Raw genomic sequence first — 19,961 nt, forward strand, 5'->3', positions numbered from 1 at the left:
GCGCGGCGGCCCGGTTCCGAGGCGGCAGCCGCAGCCGCACCGGAACCGGGCCGGGTTCGTTCCAAGGGGCGCCCGCGTCACACCTTGCGCGCGCCGATCGACTTCATCAGCGTCGGCCACACCGCGCTCGCCTCCCGCACCCACGCCGGCCAGTTGTGCCGGCCGTCGCCGTAGATGTGGGCGGTGTAGGGGATGTTCAGCTGGTCCAGGCGCTTCTGGAAGTCCCGGTTGTTCGCGCCGACCGCGATCTCGCTGAGCAGGCCGATGTCCCACGGCGCCACGTCGGGGTCGCCGGGACCGGGGCGCCCGGTCGTGCCCGCCGAGAAGAACAGGCCGGTGCCGCGCAGCTTGGGCGCCAGCGAGTACGGGTCGTGCGCCGCCCAGTTGGCGTCGTCGGACCACGGGACGCCCCAGATCGCGAACGGGTCCTGGCCGTTGCCCGCGTTGGTGAACATCAGCAGCGCCGGCATCCCGATCGAGCGCATCGACAGGATCCCGCTCAGCGACGCCGCGTACTTGAACAGCCCCGGGTGCCGCGCCGCGTAGGACATCGCCCCGGCGCCGCCGGAGGAGTTGCCGATCACCGCGCGCAGCGCGCCCGCGTGGTAGTTGCGCTCCATCAGCTGGCGCACCTCGGCGGTGTGGAACGTCTCCCACTTGGGCGTCCCGCCCTTGCCGTAGTTGTACCAGTCGGTGTACGAGCCGTTGTCGCCCTCCGGCATGACGACGATGACGTTGTACTTGGCCGCCCACGCCTCGATGTCGGTGTTGCGCGTCCAGGAGGTGTAGTCGTCCTGGCCGCCGTGGTAGGCGTACAGCACCGGCCACGTCGCCGTCGAGTTCCGCGTCCAGTTCTTCGGCAGCAGGATGCGGGTCTTGACCGCCCTGCCGAGGGCGGGGGAGTCGATGGCGACGTCGACCTCGCGAGAGGCGATCTTCTTCTCCGCGGTGATGCGCGCCCCGTCGTCCGCCCGGACCGGCCCCGCGAGCGCCTGGGAGGGTCCGGCGCCGACCGCGCCGAGGCCGGCCGCCAGGACGACCGTGATCGCCCCGGAGGCCAGCGAGCGCCGCCAGGCCACCCGGTGCGGTCGGCGGCGGACGGCCGGTGTCGTGTGCAAGGCTCACCTCGCGGATCAGGCCCGACCCCCGCGGCCGCGCGACTTCCGCAGAGTGTCCTCGCCCCGGCCGAAATGATCTACGCGGGCGGGTTACAAGATTTCCCGGCGCGGCTGTGGAGAAGTGAGTGATTCAGGCCCCGCCGGCGGCGGCCCCGGCCAGCAGCGCGGACAGATCGCGGGGCCGGGAGAGCATCGGCCAGTGCCCGGTCGGCAGCTCGTGGTAGGTCCAGCCGGGCCCGGTCATCATCGAGAAGACCGGGTGGCCGCCCTCGCCCATCTGCTTGACCGCGGCCAGCGGGATCGTGGAGGCGATGAGCGTGCGCGGCGTGGCCGGCACCGGGTCGGGGCGGGTGAGCGCCTGCGTCACGGTGCCGAACGGCTGGGGCGTCCCACGCTCGCGCATCGCGGCCAGGTGCTCGCCGGTCAGGCCTGCGAGGTTGGCCGGATCCTGCTCCGGATCGAACGCCGGCACCGGGAGCTTCCAGCCGTCGCCGCGCTCGGCGACGGCCTTCTCCAGCTCCGCGCGCGAGGCGGGGTCGTGGAAGTCGATGCCGGCCAGGCCGGACGGCATGGGACCGGTGTCGACGTAGACGACCCGGGCGATGCGCTCGGGGATCCGGTCGGCCGCGCCGGTGACCGCCATGTTCGCGCCGCTGTGCGCGACGAGCACGACCCCGGTCAGGTCGTCGTCCTCGATGAGCCGCACCAGGTCGTCGACCTGCCCGCCGACGTCGGTCCCGGGCGCGGCTTCGGCGGCCCGCTCGGCCTGCCCGGCCGGCGTCACCGCGCGCACCTCGTGGCCCGCGGCCCGCAGGTCCGCCGCCACCTCGTCCCACGCCCAGGCGCCGAGCCAGTGCCCCGGGACCAGTACGAACGTCGCCTTGCCAGCTGCCATGTTCAGCCGTCCTCTCGGTGGATGTGATCCCACGCTAGGGTCGATACCGGACAAGAACCGCCCGGATTGAGCGAGTGACCCGTGCCACACCCCGCGCCGTCCCATCCGACGACCCGCGTCCTGGCCATGCTGGAGCTGCTGCAGGCCAACCCCCGCATGAGCGGGACGGAACTGGCGCGGCGGCTCGGCGTGGACGAGCGGACCGTCCGCCGCTACGCCGCCCGCCTGGACGATCTCGGCGTCCCGGTCGTCGCCGAGCGCGGCCGGTACGGCGGCTACCGGCTCATGCCCGGCTACAAGCTGCCGCCGCTCATGCTCACCGACGACGAGGCCACCGCCGTGGTGCTGGGGCTGCTGGCCGGACGGCGGGTGGGGCTGCCCGGCCAGGCCACCGAGAGCGCGCTCGCCAAGGTGCAGCGCGTCCTGCCCGCGACCCTGCGCGACCGCGTCCAGGCGCTGCGGGACACGCTCGGGTTCACCCTCGCCGCCCGCGACTCCGCCGCGCCCGACACCGGCGCCGTCCTGACCCTCGCGGCGGCGGCGCGGGAGAAGCGCCGGGTCCGCATGCGCTACCGGTCCTGGCAGGGCGCCGAGACCGAGCGCGACCTCGACCCCTACGGCCTGGTCTTCCACTCCGGACGCTGGTACGTCACCGGCCACGACCACCGCAGCGGGGAGATCCGCACGTTCCGCGTCGACCGCGTCGCCGCCGCCGAGCCCGGCACCGCCCGCTTCGAGCCCCCCGACGACCTCGACCCGGTCCAGCACGTCACCCGGTCACTGGCGCGCGTGCCCTACGCCCACGAGGTCGAGGTGCTGCTGGAGACGACCCTCGGCGAGGCGCGGCACCGGATCCCCGCCACGACGGCGACGCTGACCGAGGCCGCCGGGGGAGTGGTGATGACCACGCGCGCCGAACGCCTGGACGGGATGGCGCGCATGCTGGCGGGGCTCGGCTTCCCGTTCGTCATCCGGCGGCCCGAGGAACTGCGCGGCCACGTCCGCGACCTGGCCCGGTCCCTGGGGGAGCAGGCCGGGCGGTGACCGCCGCCCCGGCGGGGCCGGTCAGGACCTGCCGGCGCGGGCGTCCCACTCGCGGCGGAGCATCGCGTAGACGACCTCGTCGCTCCACTCGCCCTTGACGATCTCGTTCTGCACCAGGTGCGCCTCGCGGCGCATCCCGAGGCGCTCCAGAACGCGGGCGGACGCGGCGTTGCGGCCGTCCAGCCGCCCGCAGACGCGGTGCAGGTCGAGCCCCTCGAAGCCCAGCCGCAGCACCACCTCGGCGGCCTCGGTGGCGAACCCCTTGCCGTGGTAGGCGGGGTTGAAGATGTAGCCGATCTCGCCCTGCCGATGCTCGCGGCTGCGCCACTGGAGGTTGACCTCGCCGATCAGCTCGCCCGTCTCGCGCCACTCCACCGCCAGGACCAGCCAGTCGCCTTCCTTCTCCACGGTGGAGGCGCTCATCTTCTGCTTCAGGAACGACCGCGACTCCTCCAGGGAGCGGGGTTCCCAGTACAGGAAGCGCGCGACCTCGGGCAGGGACTGGTAGGCGTACAGGCCCTCCAGGTCGGTTTCGCGGAACGGCCGCAGGGTCAGCCGCTCTGTCTCGATCGGGTAGGCGGGACGGAGCATGCGATGATCCTATTCAGGGGATTCGGTCTTGTGCGACCCGTAATTCCCCGGTAGCGCACGCCCGTCCCGCCGTCCCGCGGCCTACAGCCGGTGCGCCCCGTGCCGGTCCTCGGCTTCGTTCTCGGCGCCGCCCTCGGCGCCGCCCTCGGCACCGTCCTCGACGCCGTTCTCGCGGCGCTCCTCCTCGTCGAACGCGCGGGTGTCGCGGAACTCGACGTACGGCTCCTCCTTGGGGGGCTGCCCGCCGGCGATCGCGCGGCTGCGTTCGAGTTCGGCGTCCAGCTCGGCGCCCAGCAGGATCGCCAGGTTCGTGATCCACAGCCACACCAGGAAGATGATGATCGCGGCGAGGCTGCCGTAGGTCTTGTTGTAGGAGGCGAAGTTCGCCACGTACAGCGCGAACAGCCCGGAGGCCACCAGCCACAGCAGGATCGCCAGCGCGCTGCCCGGCGTGACCCAGCGGAAACCGCGCTTGGCGTTCGGGGAGGCCCAGTACAGCAGCGAGAACAGGAAGCCGACCACCACCACCAGGATCGGCCACTTGGCGATGCCCCAGACGGTGACCGCCTGCGAGCCGACCCCGAGCATGTCGCCGGCCTTGCGCGCCAGCGGCCCGGACACCACCACCGCGATCACCGACGCCGACAGCAGCACCAGCGTCAGCAGCGTGACCCCGATGCGCAGCGGCACCGTCTTCCAGAACGGGCGGCCCTCGGGGACGTCGTAGACGGCGTTGGAGGCGCGCATGAACGCCCCGACGTAGCCCGACGCCGACCACACGGCGGCCGCGAGGCTCAGCACCGCGACGACGCCCGCTCCTCCGGCGCCCCCCTCCAGCTGCCTGATCGAGTTGACGAGCAGGTCACGGACGGCGCCCGGCGCCAGGCTCCCGACGTTCTGGACGAGGCTGTCGGTGGCCGACTGGCCGGCCAGGCCCACCAGCGACACCACCACCAGGATCGCCGGGAAGATCGACAGGATGGAGTAGTAGGTGAGCGCGGCGGCCCAGTCCGAGAGGTTGTCCTTCTGGAACTCGCCGAGGGTGCGCTTGAGCGTCTGCCACCACGACCGCGCGGGCAGGTCGGTGGGCGCTTCGGGCCGTTTGCTCATGTGCGTCCTCACCGGCGGGTGCGGTGTACCGTGACGGCGCGCTTCTGGCCGGTGCGCATCCGCACCTGCACCGGCGCCTTGCGGCCGCGTCCCAGCCGCAGCTGGGGCCTGCTCCGCGAGGTGCGGCGGCGGCGCAGCCAGACCGCGCCCAGCGCGACCGCCCCGGCCGACGCGATGACGACGCCGCCCTGGCGCGCCCTCGCCTTGCCCTCCTCCGAACTCGCGGCCTCCCACGCGGACGCCGCCGTGTCGCGCGCCCTCTCGCGGGCCTGCCCGACCTTCTCCCGCGCCATGGCCTTCACGTCGGCCTTGGCCGCGAGCTGCTCCACCGTCTCACCGAGCTCGTGCCGGGCCCGGTCGACCTCCTGACGCAGTTCCTCGGTGCCCGCCTCGGCGCCGTGCTTGCCCTGCATCGTCATCGGTGCGTCGCCCTCTCCTTCAGTTCGGCCACGGCCAGCTTGGCCTCGTCCATGGCCTGCTCGGGCTTGGCCGGGGTGGCCCGCCTGGTCTGCGCCCGGCCCATCAGCGCCAGGACGCCCGCCACCGCCAGCAGCACCGCGCCGACGATCAGGGCGGCCGCCCACACCGGCAGCGCCACCGCGATCGCGGCCACGACCGCCGCGAGCAGGACCGCCACCCCGTAGAGCGCCACCAGCCCGGCGCCGCCGAACAGGCCGGCTCCGGTGCCGGCGTGGCGGCCCTTGTCCTTCAGTTCGGCCACGGCCAGGCGCATCTCGGCCCGCATCAGGTCCGAGACCTGCTGGGCGGCCTGCCGGACCAGCTCGCCCGTGCCCGCCTCGTGGTGCTCGGCCCGGAACTCCGGTGCGCGCCCGACGTCCTGCCGGTGCACGCCCGTCGTCCCGGCCTGGCCGTCGCCGTGTTGCTGCCGCACGATGCTCATGCCTCCAGGCCCCCTCCATGTTTCGAAACCTGGAAAAGGGCGTTCCCCGTGCGCATGGGCTAAACGTGGCGGTAGCCCGACACGCGGTGACCGGGCGGGGCCCGGGCGGGCCGGACGGCTGCGCCGGGCGGCTCAGGCCGTGCTGAGCCAGTCGACCCGGTGCGCCTCGGTCGGGTCGGGGGTCTCCCACCGCCGCACGAGCCGGTCGATCACCGCGTCCGGGACGGGCGAGGGGCGCTCCCGGTTGCGGTCCCGCAGGACCCGCGGCGGCGCCTCCAGCGCGACGATCTCGACGCGGCCCCGGTACCCGGCGACGAGGCCGGTGCACAGCTCGCGCTGCTGGCGGGACACGTTGGTGGCGTTCCACACGAACGACCGCCCGGCGCGCAGGTGCTCGCGGGCCTGCTCATGGGCGGCGGACGCCACGGCACGCTGGTCGCCTGCCGGGTCGACGCCCATCTCGGCGCGGAGCCGGTCGAGGCTGACCACGGGCGCATCCGGCCGGTGCGCGGCGATCCAGTGGTCCTTGCCGACGCCCGGCAGCCCCGACAGGACGGTCACGGTGCAGCGCGTGTCGTCGTAGGCGGCGTAGCCGGGGTCGCGGTCGGGCTTGCGGAAGAACCAGAACCGCGCGTGGTCGGAGGGGAACGCGCGCGGCCCGTCCAGGCAGTCCTGCTCGGCGCAGTACTCCCCGTACAGGGCGACGTTCTCCAGGAGCTCCTCGGTGTCGGGGCAGATCCGGCCGAGGATGTCGGCGGACGCCAGCAGGACCAGGTCGTCGTTGCGGGCCAGCAGGCTGACGCGGAACGCGATCTGCCGCAGGTCGGGGCGCTCCAGGGCCCAGAACGGCACCTGGTGGTGGCGGATCAGCGCCGCCACGTGCTCGCGCCAGGCGACCGGCGCGCCCAGTTCCCACAGGATGCGCCGGACCATCAGGTCGCCGCGGCGCGAGTGGCCCCGCGCGGTGATGCGCCCGTCGTCGTCCAGGGCGGTGCAGTGCGGCTTGGCGATGTCGTGCATCAGCACGGCGGTGAACAGGCGGACCCGCTCCCGCGCCGGGCGGGTGCGCCACTGCGGCAGCGCCGCCAGCGCTTCGCACGCCATCCGGGTGTGGGTCTCGACGTCGCCTTCACCGTGGTAGACGGCGTCCTGGGGGACGCCCGCCATGTCGCGCACCCAGCCGAAGACGTCCCGGATCCGCTCCCACGGGACGGTCCAGTGCGGCGGTGCCGGGCACAGTTCCTCAAACACCCGCATACAGCACCTCCGGGTCGGCCAGGCCGTTGGCGACGATCGGCCGCTCCTGCCAGTGGGTGCCCGAATCGAGGATCGCGGTCAGGAAGCTCGGCCGGACCCACTTGTAGCGGTCCACCGTCTTCCCGTCCTCCTCCACCTTGATGTAGAGGCCCTCCATCTCCTCGGAGGCGTCGGTCTCCTCGACGACGCGGGCGGGGTCGGCGCCGCCGGCCTCGGCCGCCGCGCGCAACGCGTCCCGCCACTGCGGGGTGCGGCACGTGGAGGGGCCGGCCAGTTTCGTCAGCGCGGCCACGTCCGGCAGCGGGCCCTCGTGCAGGACGGGCACCGACACCACCGGCGTCCCGGCGAGCAGCTCGCGCCGCCGCTCGGTCGACAGGAACGTCCCGTCGGTCTGGTCGAGGACGTCGAACTCGCAGAAGTAGTGGGGGAGCGCGTCGTAGAAGACCGTGTGCTTGGCGTACAGCCATTCCCCGTACAGGACGTACCGGTCCTGCAGGCGCTCCTGGAGGACGTGCTGGACGGACGCCGCCCACGCCTTCAGCGGCCCGAACTGGCGCTCGCGCGGCCCGCCCGTCAGGTAGTGGCCGCGGCTCTGCAGCCGCAGCTCGCCGCCGGAGGAGAAGCTGATGCCGGCGTTGGCGCCGTCGAGTTTCTCCTCCACCACCAGGTACCGCCCGGCGATAGCCCGGAACGGCACGGCGGCCAGGTCGTGGTCACCCGGTTGGAGCCGGGAGCCCGCGATGTGCCGGGTCCGGGGGTACTTGCGCAGCATGCGACTGTTCTAGGGCCGGACCGCCGGTCCTGCCAACCGGTTTTCCGTCCGCCCGCGGGCCGGGACGACGCGGACGAGGGCCAGCGCGCACAGCCACAGCGCCACGCTCGCCCAGGCCAGCACGTGCAGGCCGGCGGCGAACTCCGGGTGGAGCGCCGGACCGGCGACCGCCCCGTAGACGGCCACGCCGAGCGCCGTCCCGACCTGCCGGGCGGTGTTGTTGAACCCGCCGGCCAGCCCGGCGTGCGCCGGGGGCACGGCGCGCATCGCGGCGGCGACCACCGCGGTGACGATCAGGCCGTCCCCGATCCCGATGCCGAGCAGCGCCGGGAGCAGCGCCGCGTAGCCCCCGCCGGGACCGGCGCCGAGCAGCGAAAGGGATCCGGCCGCGGCCACGGCGGCGCCCGCGGCGAGCGGCACCCGCGGTCCGAACCGGGCGGTGAGGCGCCCGCTCACCGGGGCCAGCACCGCCGGCGGCACGGCCATCGGCAGCAGCATCGCCCCGGCGACCAGCGCGGAGCGGTCCCCGGCCTGCTGGAGTCGCAGCGTCGCCACGAACAGCACCCCGTTGGTGACCAGGTTCATGATGAGCGCGATGGCGCCGGCGCCGAGGAACGCCGGGGCCCGCAGCAGCCCGCCCGGGACCATCGGCGCGGCCGCGCGCCGCTCGGCCAGGACGAACGCCGTCCCGGCGGCCGGCGTGAGGACGGCGGTGGCGGCGGCGCCGTCCCGGTGGCCGTGGCCCGCGGCGATGACCGTCCAGACCAGGCCGCCGAGGGTGAGCGGCGCGAGCACCATCCCCGCCCGGTCCGGCGCCGCGCCCGGCCGGGCACGGCGGGGCTCGCGCACCAGCGCAGCAGCAGCCCCGCGATCGCGACCGCGTAGCCGTCCACGACGCCCTGCAGGCCGGGCAGGCCGGTGCCGAGCGCCCGGCCGATGCCGGGGAGCGCGACGTTGACGATCGTCACGTCCAGCAGCACCAGGAACATCCCGGCGCACAGGATCGCGAGCACCGCCCCGCGCCGGGACGCGGGGCCGGTCGGCGGGGCGGCGGGGGGCTCGGTGGCGTGCGTTGGGGAACCCATGCCGCCCACGGTCGCTCCCGGACGCTGCGGCGGGGATCGAACCGTCCGGCCCGCGGGGGCGGATCAGGCGACGGCGACGCGGGCGAGCGCGCCGATCTCCAGCGCCACCCACAGGGCGCCGTCCGGTCCGACCGCGATGCCGTGCGGCTCGCATCCGGGCGTCGGCAGCGGGTGCTCGTCGATGCGGCCGTCGGGGCTGATGCGGCCGACGTGGGCGGTGGCCCACTCGGTGAACCACAGGTCCCCGCCGGGCCCGGCGACGATGGCGTGCGGGCGGGCTTCCCGGTCGGGCAGCGGGAACTCGGTCACCTTCCCGTCGGTGGTGATCCGCCCGATGTGCCCGGCGCCGATGCCGGTGAACCACAGCGCGCCGTCCGGCCCGGCGGTGATGCCGACCGGCGCGGAGCCCTCGGTGGGCAGGGGATGGACGGCGACCTCCCCGTCCGGCGCGATCCGCCCGACGGCGTTGCCCTGGTTGAGGGTGAACCACAGGGCCTCGTCGGGACCCGCCGCGATCATCGAGGGCATCGCGCCCTCTCCCGGCACCGGAAAGGTGCTGACCCGGCCGTCCACGGTGATCCGGCCGACGTCGCCGGCGTGCATGCGGGTGAACCACAGCGCGCCGTCCGGCCCGGCCGCGATCCCGCACGGGCCCGACCCCGCGGGCAGGGCGAACCGCGCGACCTCGCCCTCGGAGGTGATCCGGCCGATCGCGTCGCCGTGGAACGCGGTGAACCACAGCGCGCCGTCCGGGCCCGCCGTGATGATCATCGGTCCGGCGGGGACGGGCCCGTGCACGGTCAGGCCCCCGTCCGGCGCCAGCCGCGCGATCCGGCCCTCGTGGACGAGCGTGCACCACAACGCCCCGTCCGGCCCGGCGGCGACGCTGTAAGGCCCCGCGTCCGGGCCGGACACTCTGAACTCCTCGATCGTGGCGTGCGAACCCTCTGTCATGGATCTCGTCCCCCCTCGTCCCTCCACTGCTGTTTCCGCCCGAGGACAAAGTTAACGCAATCATTGTTGCGTTAGCATCGGTTGCATGGACAACTGCAGGAACCGCAGGACCGCGCGGTGACCGCCGCCGGGCCCGGGACCGTCCGTCCCGGCGGCCGCACCGCGCGGGTGCGCGACGCCGTCCGGGAGGCGACCCTCGCCGTGCTGTCCGAGCACGGCTACCAGGGGCTCACCGTCGAAGCGGCGGCGGCCCGCTCCGGGGTCCACAAGACCACCGTCTACCGGCGGTGGAAGAACGCCGACGGCCTCATCGCCGATGCCCTCGGGATCGCCTCCGCCGAACCGTGGCCGATCCCCGACACCGGCACCCTCGCGGGCGACCTGCGCGCCCTCGCCCGGCTCGTCGCGGCCGGCTTCGCCGATCCCGTCGAGGGCCCCGTCGCGCGCGCCTTCGTGCTGGCCGCGGCCCAGAGCGGCGACGCCGCCCGATCCCTGCACGCGTTCTTCGCCCGGCGCCATGAGCAGTCCGCCGTCATCGTCCGGCGCGCCGTCGAGCGCGGCGAGGTCCCCGCGGGCACGGACGCGGTCGAGGTCGTCCGGCTCGCCGTCGCCCCCCTCTACTACCGGCTGTTCATCACCGGGGAGCCGGTCGACGAGCAGACGGCCGACCGGGCCGCCGCGTCCGCGGACGCCGCTGCCCGCGCCGGCGCCCTCACGGCCGCGCCGAGCCCGTGACCGCGGCCGGGCCGGAGCGGGAGATCAAGGGGCGCTGAGGGCGGCGCGCAGAGCGGCGGCGTAGGCGCGGGGGTGGGTGGTGTTGCCGTTGTGGCCGCCCGGGAACTCCCGGGGCGCCGTGCCGACGAGGTCGGCCAGCGCGAAGGCGCACCTGCTGTCGAAGACCGTGCGCGGGGTGGTCCGCCCGAAGGCCGGAACGATCCGGGTCGGGGTCCCGGTGAGCGCGGCGACGTCGAGGGTGTCGTTGATGACGGCGGTGAAGTCGTGCTCGACGAAGAAGTCGAAGTTGCGCGCTCGCTGGGGCGTCATGGGGTGCCGGGTGAGGCCGGGCTCGACGTCGGGGCTGGCGGGGTCGATGCCCAGCACGCCGGCGATCGTCGCGAACGTGGCGGCGAGCCCGTCGCGCCGGTGGACGCGCTGGATGTGGGCCAGTTCCCGCTCGTGGCGTGCGCGCTGGTCGGCGGGCAGCAGCCGCGGGGTGACCGGCTCGTGGGCGACGAGCACGCTGATCTGGCCGGGGTGGTCGACGGCCAGGTGGAGCCCGATGGAGGCGCCGAGGCTGCACCCCAGCATGAGCACCGGCTCGTCCGACAGTTCGGCCAGCAGGCGGTGGACGTCGTCGGCGTGGGCGGCCAGGCTCACCCCGGCGGCGGGGTCGTCCGGCACGCTGCGGGACAGGCCGCGGCGGTCGTAGGTCACCACGGTGTGGTCGGCGACGAGCCGGTCGACCAGGTCCGTGCTGCGCCCGGCGTCCCCCTCGCCGCTCTGGGAGATCAGCAGCATCGGGCCGGTGCCGCGCACCTCGTAGTAGAGCTCGGCGCCGTCGGTCCGGAGCATGCCCGTGGTCGTCGGGGTCGTGGCGGTGTCCATCGCGAGGTCCTCTCGGTCGGGGGGCCGTTCGGCCGTCCGAGACGACCGTAAAGCATCAGATTTGATACATCAAGACTGATGCATCAAATCTGATGTAAATTGGCGGCATGGACGGAGTCGAGCTTTTCCTGCTGGGACGGACCCTGATGAAGATCGGCGAGGAGGCCCTGCCCACCGAGGGCATCGGCCGGCACTCCACCAGCGTCCGGACCGTGCTGATCGTCGTGAGCGATGTGCGCGCGCACCCCGGCAGCGCCGTCGGAGAGATCGCCGACCGGACCGGCCTTCCGCAGAGCGCGGTGTCGGCGGCGGTCGCCCGGCTTCGCGACACGGGCGCCGTCCTCACCGAGCCCGATCCCGACGACCGCCGCCGGGTCCGCGTCCGCCCCGCCCCGAAGCCCTCCGCCAGAGTGGAGGAGGTCAGGTCCACCACCGTCGACGCCGCCCTCGCGGCGGCCCTGGACACCGACGACCCGCAGCGGGTCGCCGAGATCGCCGGTCTGCTAGAAGAGCTCGCGCGGCACCTAACCCCGCAGACGGTCACCCGCCTGCGCGGCTAGCGGCCCGCCGGACGCTCGGGCGCCGCGGCCATCCGCGCCAGGCGGGCGGCGCGGTCGTGGAGGTAGCGCTGCTCGGGAAGGCTGTGGGTGCGCTCGGCCGCCGCCAGGTAGCACGCCCGCGCGGCGGCGGCGTCGCCGGACATCTCCAGCAGGTGGGCGCGGACGGCGTGCAGGCGGTGGTGCCCGGCGATCCGCGCGTCGTCCCGCAGCCCCTCCAGCAGGGCGAGCCCGGCGGCCGGCCCGCGAGCCATCGCGACCGCCACGGCGTGGTTGAGCGCCGCCATCGGGTTGGGCGACAGCTCCATCAGCACCCCGTAGAGGGCGGCGATCTGCGGCCAGTCGGTGTCTCGCGCGGTGGCGGCCTCGTCGTGGAGCGCGGCGATCGCGGCCTGCACCTGGTAGGGGCCGGCGGGCCCGTACGGCAGCGCCGCCGACAGCAGCTCCACCCCCTCGGCGATGTACTCGGCGTTCCACGCGCTCCGGTCCTGCTCGGCGAGCGGGACCAGGACCCCGCCCGGACCCGTCCGGGCGGGACGGCGCGCGTCGGTGAGCAGCATGAGCGCGAGCAGACCGGTCGCCTCGGCGTCGCCGGGCAGCAGCCGGTGCACGATCCTGGCCAGCCGGATCGCCTCGGTCGCCAGCTCGCCCCGGTACAGGTGCGGCCCGGCCGTACTGGCGTACCCCTCGGTGAAGACCAGGTAGAGGACGCGCAGGACGGCGGCGACCCGGGCCGGCCGCTCGTCCGCGCCGGGCATCCGGAAGGGGACGCGGCTGTCGCGGACGCGCCGCTTCGCGCGGCTGATGCGCTGCCCCATGGTCGCCTCGGGGACGAAGAACGCGCGGGCGATCTCGGCCGTCGTCAGCCCGCCGACCGAGCGGAGCGTGAGCGCGATCTGCAGGTCCGGCGCCAGTACCGGATGGCAGCACATGAACAGCAGGATCAGGGTGTCGTCGCCGTCCTGCGGCGGACGGTCGGCGCCGGGAGCGAGCCAGGCGTCCGGCGGCGTCCACGCGGCCAGGGCGTCCTCCCGGCGCCGGCGGGCCCGCTCGGCGCGCAGCAGGTCGGTCAGCCGGCGCGACGCCACCGTGATCAGCCAGGCGCGCGGGTCGGCGGGAAGCCCCTGCTCCGGCCACTGCGAGGCGGCGGCGGCCAGCGCCTCCTGGACGGCGTCCTCGGCGGCGTCGAAGTGCCCGTACCGGCGCACCAGCGCGCCGAGGACCTGCGGCGCCAGCGGGCGCAGCAGGTCCCAGGCCTCCTCCGGCGGCGCGGTCACGGCTCCAGGTCGGCGCGCCCGTCGACGATCGGCCGCAGGTCCACGTACGCCCGCTCCCGTGCCGCCCGCGGGCCGGGGCACTGCGCGAGCCGTGCGGCGATCTGCGAGGCGCGGTCGAAACCGTCGCACTCGATGACGGTGTATCCGGCGAGGACCTCGGCCGTCTCGGGGTAGGGGCCGTCGGTCACGGCCGGCGCCCCGTCCTTCATGTGGAAGCGGCGGGTGTGGACGGGCGCGGCCAGCCCCTGGGCGTCCACGAACTCCCCGGACTCGACCAGGTCCTGGTTGAACCTCTCCATGAACGCGTGCATCTCGGCCAGTTCCTCGCCGGACCAGAGGGCCTCGCCCTCGGGCACGTTGCCCGCCATCTCGTCGTAGGCCCGCTGCGACGCGTACAGCATGAGCATGTACTTCACGGTGGTCTCCCCTCCGCCCCGGCGCCCCGGCGGCGCCTCGCAGGGGAGACGTCGGAGCCGTTCAGCCGCCTTCGACACACCTTCCCAGTTTTTTCCCGCGGACCGATGTCGAGAACCGCGCACCCGCTCCGATCACCCCGTGACACGTGATCCCACTCCGAAGAGGAAGAACGACATGGAGCACAACGGGCAGGACGCCGGGACGCGCCGGTGGCTCGCGCTGGCAGTCCTCGCGCTGCCGTCCCTGGTGATGGCGATGGACATGACGGCGCTGCTGCTGGCGCTGCCGCAGCTGAGCACCGACCTGGGGGCCGGCGGCACCGAGCAGCTGTGGATCAGCGACGCCTACGGCTTCATGGTCGCCGGCTTCGTCATCACCATGGGGACCCTGGGCGACCGGATCGGACGCCGCCGCCTGCTGTTCGCCGGCGCCGCCGCGTTCGCCGTCCTGTCGGCCGTCGCCGCCTACGCCCCCAGCCCGGGCACGCTGATCGCCGCCCGGGCGCTGCTGGGCGTGGCGGGCGCGACACTGATGCCCTCGACGCTGGCGCTGATCACCAACATCTTCCGCGACGAGCGCGAGCGCGGGAAGGCCATCGCGATCTGGGCCACCTGCCAGTTCGCGGGCGGGGCCTTCGGCCCGGTGCTGGCCGGGCTGCTGCTCCAGCGCTTCTGGTGGGGATCGGTGTTCCTGGTCGCGGTCCCGGTCATGGCGCTGCTGCTGGCGGCCGGGCCGTTCCTGCTGCCGGAGTTCCGGGACCGGTCGGCCGGACGGCGCGTCGACCCGCTCAGCGTCGGGCTCTCCCTGGCCGCCGTGCTGCCGATGGTCTACGGGTTGAAGCAGCTGACGCTCGCCGACGGCCGCGGCGCCGTCCCCGCCGCCGCGCTCGCCGGCGGAGCGGTCGCCGGCGCCGTGTTCGTCCGGCGCCAGCTCCGGCTCGAACACCCCCTGCTGGACCTGCGGCTGCTGCGCAGCCGCCCGCTCAGCGCCGTCCTGGTATCGCTGGTGCTCGCGGGCGTCGCCATGGCGGGGACGGGCCTGATGGTGACCCAGTACCTGCAGGACGTGCTGGGCCGTTCGCCGCTGGCCTCGGCCGTGCTGTTCGCGCCGATGGGGCTGGGCGTCGCGGTGGGGACGATGGCGGCGCCCGCGCTGGCCAGGCGGATCCGCCCGGCCACCGCGATCGCCTCCGGACTGGCGGTGTCGGCGGTGGGCTGCCTCCCGCTGACGGTGTCGGACGGGGCCGCGGCCGTCATCGCCGGCATCACCGTCCTGGCCCTCGGCACCGGCCCGCTGTTCGCGCTGGGCACCGGCCTGGTGGTGGGGTCCGTCCCGCCCGAACGCGCGGGCTCGGCGGCGTCGATGTCGGAGACCGGCAACTACCTCGGCGGATCGCTGGGCCTGGCGGTCATCGGCGTGATCGGCGCCTCCGTCTACCAGGCCCGTATGGACCACGTCGGCGGGGCCGCGGCCCGCACCCTGGCCGGCGCCGTCGCCGCCGGCGGCCACCTGCCGCCCGCGCGGGCCGAGGAGCTGCTGGAGGGCGCCCGCGCCGCGTTCACCGCCGGCCTGCACCTCACCGGCGCCATCGCCGCCGCGATCTTCGTCGTGCTCGCCGTGCTCGTGGCGGCGTCGGCCCGCGGCGGCGCGGTCGCGAAGCCCGCGCCGGCCGCGGAGACGGCGTCCGGGGAAGCCGGGACCCGGACCGCCGCGGTGTGAGCGGCTCCGTCAGGAGGGAGCCGTCCACTCCTGCTCCTTCCAGGCCGGGTCGAGCGGCGTGTGGGCGATGTGGTTGGTGTAGTTGGACAGGGTCTTCATGCCGACGCCGAGGATGACGTCCAGGACGTGGCGGCGGGTGTGTCCGGCGGCCAGGAACGCCTCGACGTCCGCGTCGTCCACCCAGCCGCGCCGTGTGACCATGGCGCCGGTGAGGCGGCGGACGGCCTCCAGCGCGGGATCGTCCAGGGCCCGCCCCGCGCGCAGCGCCTCCACCACCTCGGCGGGGACGCGGGCCCGCAGCGCCACCGTGGAGTGCGCGGCCACGCAGTACTCGCAGCCGTTCAGCACGCTGGCGGTGATCAGCACGGTGTGCTTGGCGTGGCCCGGCAGCGACGACTTCATGAACTGCTCCGACAGGGCGTTGTAGCCGGCGAGCAGCTCCGGCGACTCGGCCATCACCCCGTTGAGCGTGGTGACGAACCCCATCCGCTTCTTGGCGGCCTCCAGTTGCGGGCGGGCGTCGGCGGGAGCGTCGGTCTCGTCGTAGACGCTGAACTCGGCCATCGTCGTCTCCTTCACGGCTGGTCATGTGCGGGGGAGAGGGAGCGCAGGGCGGCGTCCACGGTGTCCGCCAGCTCGCCGGGGCCGGCCCCGGCGCGAGAGCGCAGGTTCACCCCGTAGGCGAGCAGCGCCAGCATCTGCGCGGCGGATCCCACGTCCACGTCGTCGCGCAGCTGCCCGTGCTCGCGGGCTGCGAGAAGGGCGGAGCGCATGGCGGTGCACAGTGCCTCATGGTGGGCGTCGAGCACCTCCCGCTCGTCGGGGTCGTCCCCGTCCTGCGTGGCGTGGGCGTTGGAGACCATGCAGCCCCAGCGGGCGTGCTCGCCGGAGCACCGCGCGGCGACGAGCCCGTCGAAGAACGCGGCGATGCCCGGCAGGCCCCGCCCGTCGGCGGCGAGCCGGTCGAACACCGGGCGCGACTGCCGCTCGGTGTAGCGGCGCAGCGCCGCCACGTACAGGTCTCGCTTGCCGCCGAACGTCGCGTACAGGCTCGACCGGTTGACGCCGGTCTCGGCCACCACCTCGGCGATGCCCGTCGCGGCGGCGCCGCGCCGCCAGAACAGCCGCACCGCCCGGTCCAGGACGGCGTCGGGATCGAAGTGCTTGACGTCCGGCACCGGTCCGCCTCCCCAACTTGGAATGATCGTTCCAAGATTGGCATGCGGCTACGGCGGCGCGCAAGGGGGACGGTGTGAAGCTGAGCGGGCGAGCCGGTCAGGCGAGGCCGGCGTCGTGGGCCAGCAGAGCGATCTGGGTGCGGTTGTCCAGATCGAGCTTGGTCAGGACGCTGGAGACGTGCGCCTTGACCGTGGCCACGCTCATGAACAGCTCGGCGGCGATGTCGGCGTTGGAACGACCGCGGGCGATCGCCAGGACCACGTCGTTCTCACGGGGGCTCAGCCGGGCGAGCGCCGCGCGGGCGCGCTGGTAGGCGCCGGCCTCGACCGCGGCGCGGTCCATGAGGCGCCGGGTGACGCGCGGCGACAGGATCGGGTTGCCGGCGGCGACCTGCCGCACTGCGTGGACGATCTGGTCCGGCGGGGTGTCCTTCAGCAGGAACCCGCTGGCGCCCGCGCGCAGCGCGTGCAGGATGTTCTCGTCGGAATCGAAGGTCGTCAGCACGATGACCTCCGGGGGGCTCGGGCGGGCCCGCAGCCTGCGGGTCGCGGTGATGCCGTCCACGCGCGGCATCCGCAGGTCCATCAGCACGACGTCGGGGGCGTGCGCGTCGGTGGCCGCGGGCACCTCGTCGCCGTCGGCGGCCTCGCCCGCCACGGCGATGCCGCCCGTCCCGTCCAGCATCATCGACAGACCGGCGCGGACGAGGGCGTCGTCGTCCACGATCAGGACGCGCAGGGGACGGGTCACGCGGGCCATGGTAGCCAGGCGCGCAGCCGGAACTCGCCCTCGGCGGCCTGGTGGTCGAGCCGCCCGCCCGCCAGGCGCACCCGCTCGGTCAGTCCCACCAGGCCCGTCCCGCTGCCGGGCGCGAGCGGCCCCGCGCCGTCCTCGGGCAGCGGGTTGCGGATGTCGACCACGAGCCGGGCCCCGGGCCGCCCCTCCAGCACCACCCGGACGGGACGTCCCGCGGCGTGCTTGCGGGCGTTGGTCAGCCCCTCCTGCACGATCCGGTACGCGGTGCGCCCGGCCGCCGCCGGAAGGGCGGACGCGCCGACCGTCTCGTCGCGCAGCTCCACCCGCCCGCCCGCGTCGCGAGACTCCTCCACCAGCCGGGGCACGTCCCGCAGGACGGGCTGGGGCCGGTCCTCCTCGTCGGCGTCCTCGGCGCGCAGCAGCAGGATGACCTCGCGCAGCTCGTCGAGCGCCTGGTGCACCCCGGCGCGGACCACCCCGGCCGCGTGCGACAGCTTCTCCGGCGGGGCGTCCGGCCGGTACTCCAGCGCGCCCGCGTAGGTCGCCAGCAGCGACAGCCGGTGGGCGAGCACGTCGTGCATCTCCCGGGCGATCCGGGTCCGCTCGGCCATGCGCGCCTCGGCGACCCGCCGGCCCTGCTCGGCCTCGGCGCGCCGGGCCCGCTCGCGCAGCGACACCAGCAGCTCCCGGCGCGCCCGCGCCAGCGCGCCCCAGCCGACCAGCGCGCCGTAGCCGAGGGCGATGAGCAGCAGCCACCAGCCGAAGGAGATGCCCCGGTTCGGCTGCCACAGCCCCTGCGCGACGTGCGCCGCGACTCCCGCCGCGCCGACCAGCGTCGCGACCCGGAACGGGCGCCGCTGCGCGACCTGCAGCACGCCGATGCTGGCCGCCGGGGTGGCGGTGGGGGACAGCGCCGCGAGCATGGTCAGCGCCATGGCGACGCCCACCGGCCGCCAGAGCAGAAGCGGTGAAAGCAGCCAGCTCGCCAGGGCGACCGCGATGTCGAGGGTCAGGACGGCGCCGGTCACGTCCGCGCTGAAACGGCCCCACAGCGTCAGCGCGCCCAGCGCGCCCGCCGCCGCGGCGACGCAGGCCGCGGACCACAGCAGGCGCCGCGCGCCGTGCTCCGCCTGGTGGAACGTCTCGCTCACGGGCCGAGGCTAGTGGCCGGGGCCGCGCGCCGACACCGACCAAAGTCGGTGCCCGCCCGTACCGTGGACGGACCGGCTCCCATCGGGAATTTCATCCGCGTGTCAGGCGTACTTCTGACCGCGAACTACCCGAACGTTCCTTTCATGGGTCTTCTCCGGGTGCGCGGCTTGACGGGGGAGAGGGAAGCGTGTCATCCTGGTCCCGGGATCGAGGTTGACAATTGAAGTAGGTGTGGACATCTGTCTGCATTCTGCTCTATGCTGCCCTTCCGCGCTCGCCTCGACGTCCCCTCCTCCCGTATCGGCCGTGAAGTCGTCCGGCGTGCGCGCCGCCAGTCCGCCGCGAGCCCTCGGAAGGACACACCTGTTGGCAGCCTCGCGCACCGCTTCCGCCGTACCCGCCGGTCCCCGCCGCGTCTCCTTTTCACGCATCCACGAGCCCCTCGAGGTTCCGGACCTCCTTGCCCTGCAGACCAACTCGTTCGACTGGCTGGTCGGCAACGAGCGCTGGAAGGCCCGGGTCGAGGCGGCTCGCCAGGCCGGGCGCAGGGACGTTCCCACGCAGTCGGGGCTGGAGGAAATCTTCGAGGAGATCAGTCCGATCGAGGACTTCTCCGGGACCATGTCCCTGTCGTTCCGGGACCACCGGTTCGAGCCTCCGAAGTACTCCGTGGAGGAGTGCAAGGAGAAGGACATGACCTACTCCGCCCCGATGTTCGTCACGGCGGAGTTCATCAACAACACCACCGGTGAGATCAAGAGCCAGACGGTGTTCATGGGCGACTTCCCGCTCATGACCCCCAAGGGCACCTTCATCATCAACGGCACCGAGCGTGTCGTGGTCTCGCAGCTGGTGCGTTCGCCGGGGGTGTACTTCGACCGGGCGCTGGACAAGGCGTCGGACAAGGACATCTACGGGTGCCGGGTGATCCCGAGTCGGGGTGCCTGGCTTGAGTTCGAGATCGACAAGCGCGACAACGTGGGCGTGCGCATCGACCGCAAGCGCAAGCAGCCGGTGACGGTGCTGCTGAAGGCGCTGGGGTGGGACGAGGCGCGGATCCGGGAGCGGTTCGGCTCGTATGAGTCGATCAATGTGACGCTGGAGAAGGATCACACGTCCGGGCAGGATGACGCGCTGCTGGACATCTATCGCAAGCTGCGTCCGGGTGAGCCGCCGACGCGTGAGTCGGCGCAGACGCTGCTGGAGAATCTGTACTTCAATCCCAAGCGGTACGACGTGGCGAAGGTCGGCCGTTACAAGATCAACAAGAAGCTCGGTCTGGACCTGGACATGAACCAGGGGACGTTGACCGAGGACGACGTCGTCGCCACGATCGAGTATCTGGTGCGTCTTCACGCGGGTGAGGAGGAGGCGACCCTGGGCAGTGTGGCGGTGCCGATCGAGGTCGATGACATCGACCACTTCGGCAACCGGCGGCTGCGCACGGTGGGGGAGCTGATCCAGAACCAGGTGCGTCTGGGGCTGGCCCGTATGGAGCGGGTGGTCCGGGAGCGGATGACGACGCAGGACGTCGAGGCGATCACGCCGCAGACGTTGATCAACATCCGGCCG

Annotated in this window: 21 protein-coding genes and 1 pseudogene; 5 read left to right on the plus strand and 17 right to left on the minus strand. The window is 74.0% G+C overall.

Annotated features, from left to right (window positions below):
• Window positions 1-77 precede the first annotated feature (77 nt).
• Both AB0C69_RS05980 and AB0C69_RS05985 read right to left on the minus strand, forming a co-directional pair.
• Window positions 78-1,118, minus strand: a complete 1,041-nt coding sequence (locus tag AB0C69_RS05980; RefSeq protein WP_360350343.1) for an alpha/beta hydrolase-fold protein — start codon at window positions 1,116-1,118, stop codon at window positions 78-80.
• A gap of 130 nt (window positions 1,119-1,248) precedes the next feature.
• Window positions 1,249-2,013 carry an alpha/beta fold hydrolase gene (locus tag AB0C69_RS05985; protein WP_360350346.1) on the minus strand — a complete coding sequence of 255 codons (765 nt, stop codon included), beginning with the start codon at window positions 2,011-2,013 and terminating at the stop codon, window positions 1,249-1,251.
• A gap of 81 nt (window positions 2,014-2,094) precedes the next feature.
• Between AB0C69_RS05985 and AB0C69_RS05990 the strand changes: the two genes are divergently transcribed.
• Entirely contained in the window at window positions 2,095-3,057 is a 963-nt protein-coding gene (locus AB0C69_RS05990; RefSeq protein ID WP_360350349.1) for a YafY family protein, read from the plus strand.
• Window positions 3,058-3,078: 21 nt separating this feature from the next.
• Here AB0C69_RS05990 and AB0C69_RS05995 read toward each other — a convergent pair whose 3' ends face one another.
• From AB0C69_RS05995 to AB0C69_RS06030, 8 genes are all read right to left on the minus strand, one after another.
• Window positions 3,079-3,648, minus strand: a complete 570-nt coding sequence (locus tag AB0C69_RS05995) for a GNAT family N-acetyltransferase (RefSeq protein ID WP_345185210.1) — start codon at window positions 3,646-3,648, stop codon at window positions 3,079-3,081.
• Window positions 3,649-3,729: 81 nt separating this feature from the next.
• Window positions 3,730-4,758, minus strand: coding sequence for a YihY/virulence factor BrkB family protein (locus AB0C69_RS06000; RefSeq protein WP_360350352.1), 1,029 nt, complete (start codon window positions 4,756-4,758; stop codon window positions 3,730-3,732).
• Window positions 4,759-4,766: 8 nt separating this feature from the next.
• Complete coding sequence (locus AB0C69_RS06005) at window positions 4,767-5,177, minus strand: DUF3618 domain-containing protein (protein ID WP_345185204.1); 411 nt, start codon at window positions 5,175-5,177, stop codon at window positions 4,767-4,769.
• Complete coding sequence (locus tag AB0C69_RS06010) at window positions 5,174-5,659, minus strand: phage holin family protein (RefSeq protein WP_345185202.1); 486 nt, start codon at window positions 5,657-5,659, stop codon at window positions 5,174-5,176. The genes AB0C69_RS06005 and AB0C69_RS06010 overlap by 4 nt, the downstream gene beginning before the upstream one ends.
• 132 nt (window positions 5,660-5,791) lie before the next feature.
• Window positions 5,792-6,916, minus strand: coding sequence for an AAA family ATPase (locus AB0C69_RS06015; RefSeq protein WP_360350356.1), 1,125 nt, complete (start codon window positions 6,914-6,916; stop codon window positions 5,792-5,794).
• Complete coding sequence (locus tag AB0C69_RS06020) at window positions 6,903-7,688, minus strand: RNA ligase family protein (RefSeq protein WP_360350359.1); 786 nt, start codon at window positions 7,686-7,688, stop codon at window positions 6,903-6,905. The genes AB0C69_RS06015 and AB0C69_RS06020 overlap by 14 nt, the downstream gene beginning before the upstream one ends.
• 9 nt (window positions 7,689-7,697) lie before the next feature.
• Entirely contained in the window at window positions 7,698-8,537 is an 840-nt protein-coding gene (locus tag AB0C69_RS06025; protein ID WP_360350362.1) for an MFS transporter, read from the minus strand.
• 299 nt (window positions 8,538-8,836) lie between these two features.
• The gene (locus AB0C69_RS06030; protein WP_360350365.1) at window positions 8,837-9,727 is read right to left on the minus strand and encodes a virginiamycin B lyase; all 891 of its coding nucleotides are present in this window, start codon (window positions 9,725-9,727) and stop codon (window positions 8,837-8,839) included.
• Between the two features lie 117 nt (window positions 9,728-9,844).
• Here AB0C69_RS06030 and AB0C69_RS06035 point away from each other — a divergent pair, with 117 nt between their 5' ends.
• Entirely contained in the window at window positions 9,845-10,462 is a 618-nt protein-coding gene (locus tag AB0C69_RS06035; protein ID WP_360350368.1) for a TetR/AcrR family transcriptional regulator, read from the plus strand.
• Between the two features lie 24 nt (window positions 10,463-10,486).
• Here the strand turns inward: AB0C69_RS06035 and AB0C69_RS06040 are convergent, their stop codons facing one another.
• A complete protein-coding gene (locus AB0C69_RS06040; RefSeq protein WP_360350371.1) occupies window positions 10,487-11,332 on the minus strand; it encodes an alpha/beta hydrolase in 846 nt (281 codons plus the stop codon).
• A 107-nt stretch (window positions 11,333-11,439) separates the two neighbouring features.
• Between AB0C69_RS06040 and AB0C69_RS06045 the strand changes: the two genes are divergently transcribed.
• Window positions 11,440-11,892, plus strand: a complete 453-nt coding sequence (locus AB0C69_RS06045) for a helix-turn-helix domain-containing protein (protein ID WP_360350374.1) — start codon at window positions 11,440-11,442, stop codon at window positions 11,890-11,892.
• Here the strand turns inward: AB0C69_RS06045 and AB0C69_RS06050 are convergent.
• Window positions 11,889-13,166, minus strand: a complete 1,278-nt coding sequence (locus AB0C69_RS06050; RefSeq protein ID WP_360350376.1) for a DUF6596 domain-containing protein — start codon at window positions 13,164-13,166, stop codon at window positions 11,889-11,891. The genes AB0C69_RS06045 and AB0C69_RS06050 overlap by 4 nt on opposite strands.
• Complete coding sequence (locus AB0C69_RS06055) at window positions 13,163-13,573, minus strand: YciI family protein (RefSeq protein WP_360350395.1); 411 nt, start codon at window positions 13,571-13,573, stop codon at window positions 13,163-13,165. The genes AB0C69_RS06050 and AB0C69_RS06055 overlap by 4 nt, the downstream gene beginning before the upstream one ends.
• A 184-nt stretch (window positions 13,574-13,757) precedes the next feature.
• On the opposite strand from AB0C69_RS06055, the gene AB0C69_RS06060 reads away from it, so the two are divergent.
• Window positions 13,758-15,302, plus strand: coding sequence for an MFS transporter (locus tag AB0C69_RS06060; protein WP_360350379.1), 1,545 nt, complete (start codon window positions 13,758-13,760; stop codon window positions 15,300-15,302).
• A gap of 9 nt (window positions 15,303-15,311) precedes the next feature.
• On the opposite strand, the gene AB0C69_RS06065 is transcribed toward AB0C69_RS06060, so the two are convergent.
• The 4 genes from AB0C69_RS06065 to AB0C69_RS06080 form a co-directional block, all read right to left on the minus strand.
• A complete protein-coding gene (locus AB0C69_RS06065) occupies window positions 15,312-15,866 on the minus strand; it encodes a carboxymuconolactone decarboxylase family protein (protein WP_360350382.1) in 555 nt (184 codons plus the stop codon).
• Between the two features lie 11 nt (window positions 15,867-15,877).
• Complete coding sequence (locus AB0C69_RS06070) at window positions 15,878-16,480, minus strand: helix-turn-helix domain-containing protein (protein WP_360350385.1); 603 nt, start codon at window positions 16,478-16,480, stop codon at window positions 15,878-15,880.
• A 97-nt stretch (window positions 16,481-16,577) separates the two neighbouring features.
• Window positions 16,578-17,240, minus strand: coding sequence for a response regulator transcription factor (locus tag AB0C69_RS06075; RefSeq protein ID WP_345185171.1), 663 nt, complete (start codon window positions 17,238-17,240; stop codon window positions 16,578-16,580).
• On the minus strand, window positions 17,228-18,388 hold the full coding sequence (locus tag AB0C69_RS06080) for a histidine kinase (protein ID WP_360350389.1): 1,161 nt from the start codon (window positions 18,386-18,388) through the stop codon (window positions 17,228-17,230). Before AB0C69_RS06080 ends, AB0C69_RS06075 begins: the two co-directional genes overlap by 13 nt.
• 367 nt (window positions 18,389-18,755) lie before the next feature.
• Between AB0C69_RS06080 and AB0C69_RS06085 the strand changes: the two are divergent.
• Window positions 18,756-19,961: pseudogene (locus AB0C69_RS06085) on the plus strand (DNA-directed RNA polymerase subunit beta); the annotation flags it as partial.

The organism is Actinomadura sp. NPDC048032 (genome assembly GCF_040653175.1).
Taxonomy (GTDB): domain Bacteria; phylum Actinomycetota; class Actinomycetes; order Streptosporangiales; family Streptosporangiaceae; genus Spirillospora; species Spirillospora verrucosospora.

Bases quoted from the DNA above. Each gene is read 5' to 3' on its own strand.
- AB0C69_RS05995 (WP_345185210.1), bottom strand. From the start codon at position 3,648: ATGCTCCGTCCCGCCTACCCGATCGAGACAGAGCGGCTGACCCTGCGG.
- AB0C69_RS06000 (WP_360350352.1), bottom strand. From the start codon at position 4,758: ATGAGCAAACGGCCCGAAGCGCCCACCGACCTGCCCGCGCGGTCGTGG.
- AB0C69_RS06065 (WP_360350382.1), bottom strand. From the start codon at position 15,866: ATGGCCGAGTTCAGCGTCTACGACGAGACCGACGCTCCCGCCGACGCC.
- AB0C69_RS06030 (WP_360350365.1), bottom strand. From the start codon at position 9,727: ATGACAGAGGGTTCGCACGCCACGATCGAGGAGTTCAGAGTGTCCGGC.
- AB0C69_RS06010 (WP_345185202.1), bottom strand. From the start codon at position 5,659: ATGAGCATCGTGCGGCAGCAACACGGCGACGGCCAGGCCGGGACGACG.
- AB0C69_RS06015 (WP_360350356.1), bottom strand. From the start codon at position 6,916: ATGCGGGTGTTTGAGGAACTGTGCCCGGCACCGCCGCACTGGACCGTC.
- AB0C69_RS06075 (WP_345185171.1), bottom strand. From the start codon at position 17,240: ATGGCCCGCGTGACCCGTCCCCTGCGCGTCCTGATCGTGGACGACGAC.
- AB0C69_RS05985 (WP_360350346.1), bottom strand. From the start codon at position 2,013: ATGGCAGCTGGCAAGGCGACGTTCGTACTGGTCCCGGGGCACTGGCTC.
- AB0C69_RS06055 (WP_360350395.1), bottom strand. From the start codon at position 13,573: ATGCTCATGCTGTACGCGTCGCAGCGGGCCTACGACGAGATGGCGGGC.
- AB0C69_RS06040 (WP_360350371.1), bottom strand. From the start codon at position 11,332: ATGGACACCGCCACGACCCCGACGACCACGGGCATGCTCCGGACCGAC.
- AB0C69_RS06045 (WP_360350374.1), top strand. From the start codon at position 11,440: ATGGACGGAGTCGAGCTTTTCCTGCTGGGACGGACCCTGATGAAGATC.
- AB0C69_RS06005 (WP_345185204.1), bottom strand. From the start codon at position 5,177: ATGACGATGCAGGGCAAGCACGGCGCCGAGGCGGGCACCGAGGAACTG.
- AB0C69_RS06060 (WP_360350379.1), top strand. From the start codon at position 13,758: ATGGAGCACAACGGGCAGGACGCCGGGACGCGCCGGTGGCTCGCGCTG.
- AB0C69_RS06020 (WP_360350359.1), bottom strand. From the start codon at position 7,688: ATGCTGCGCAAGTACCCCCGGACCCGGCACATCGCGGGCTCCCGGCTC.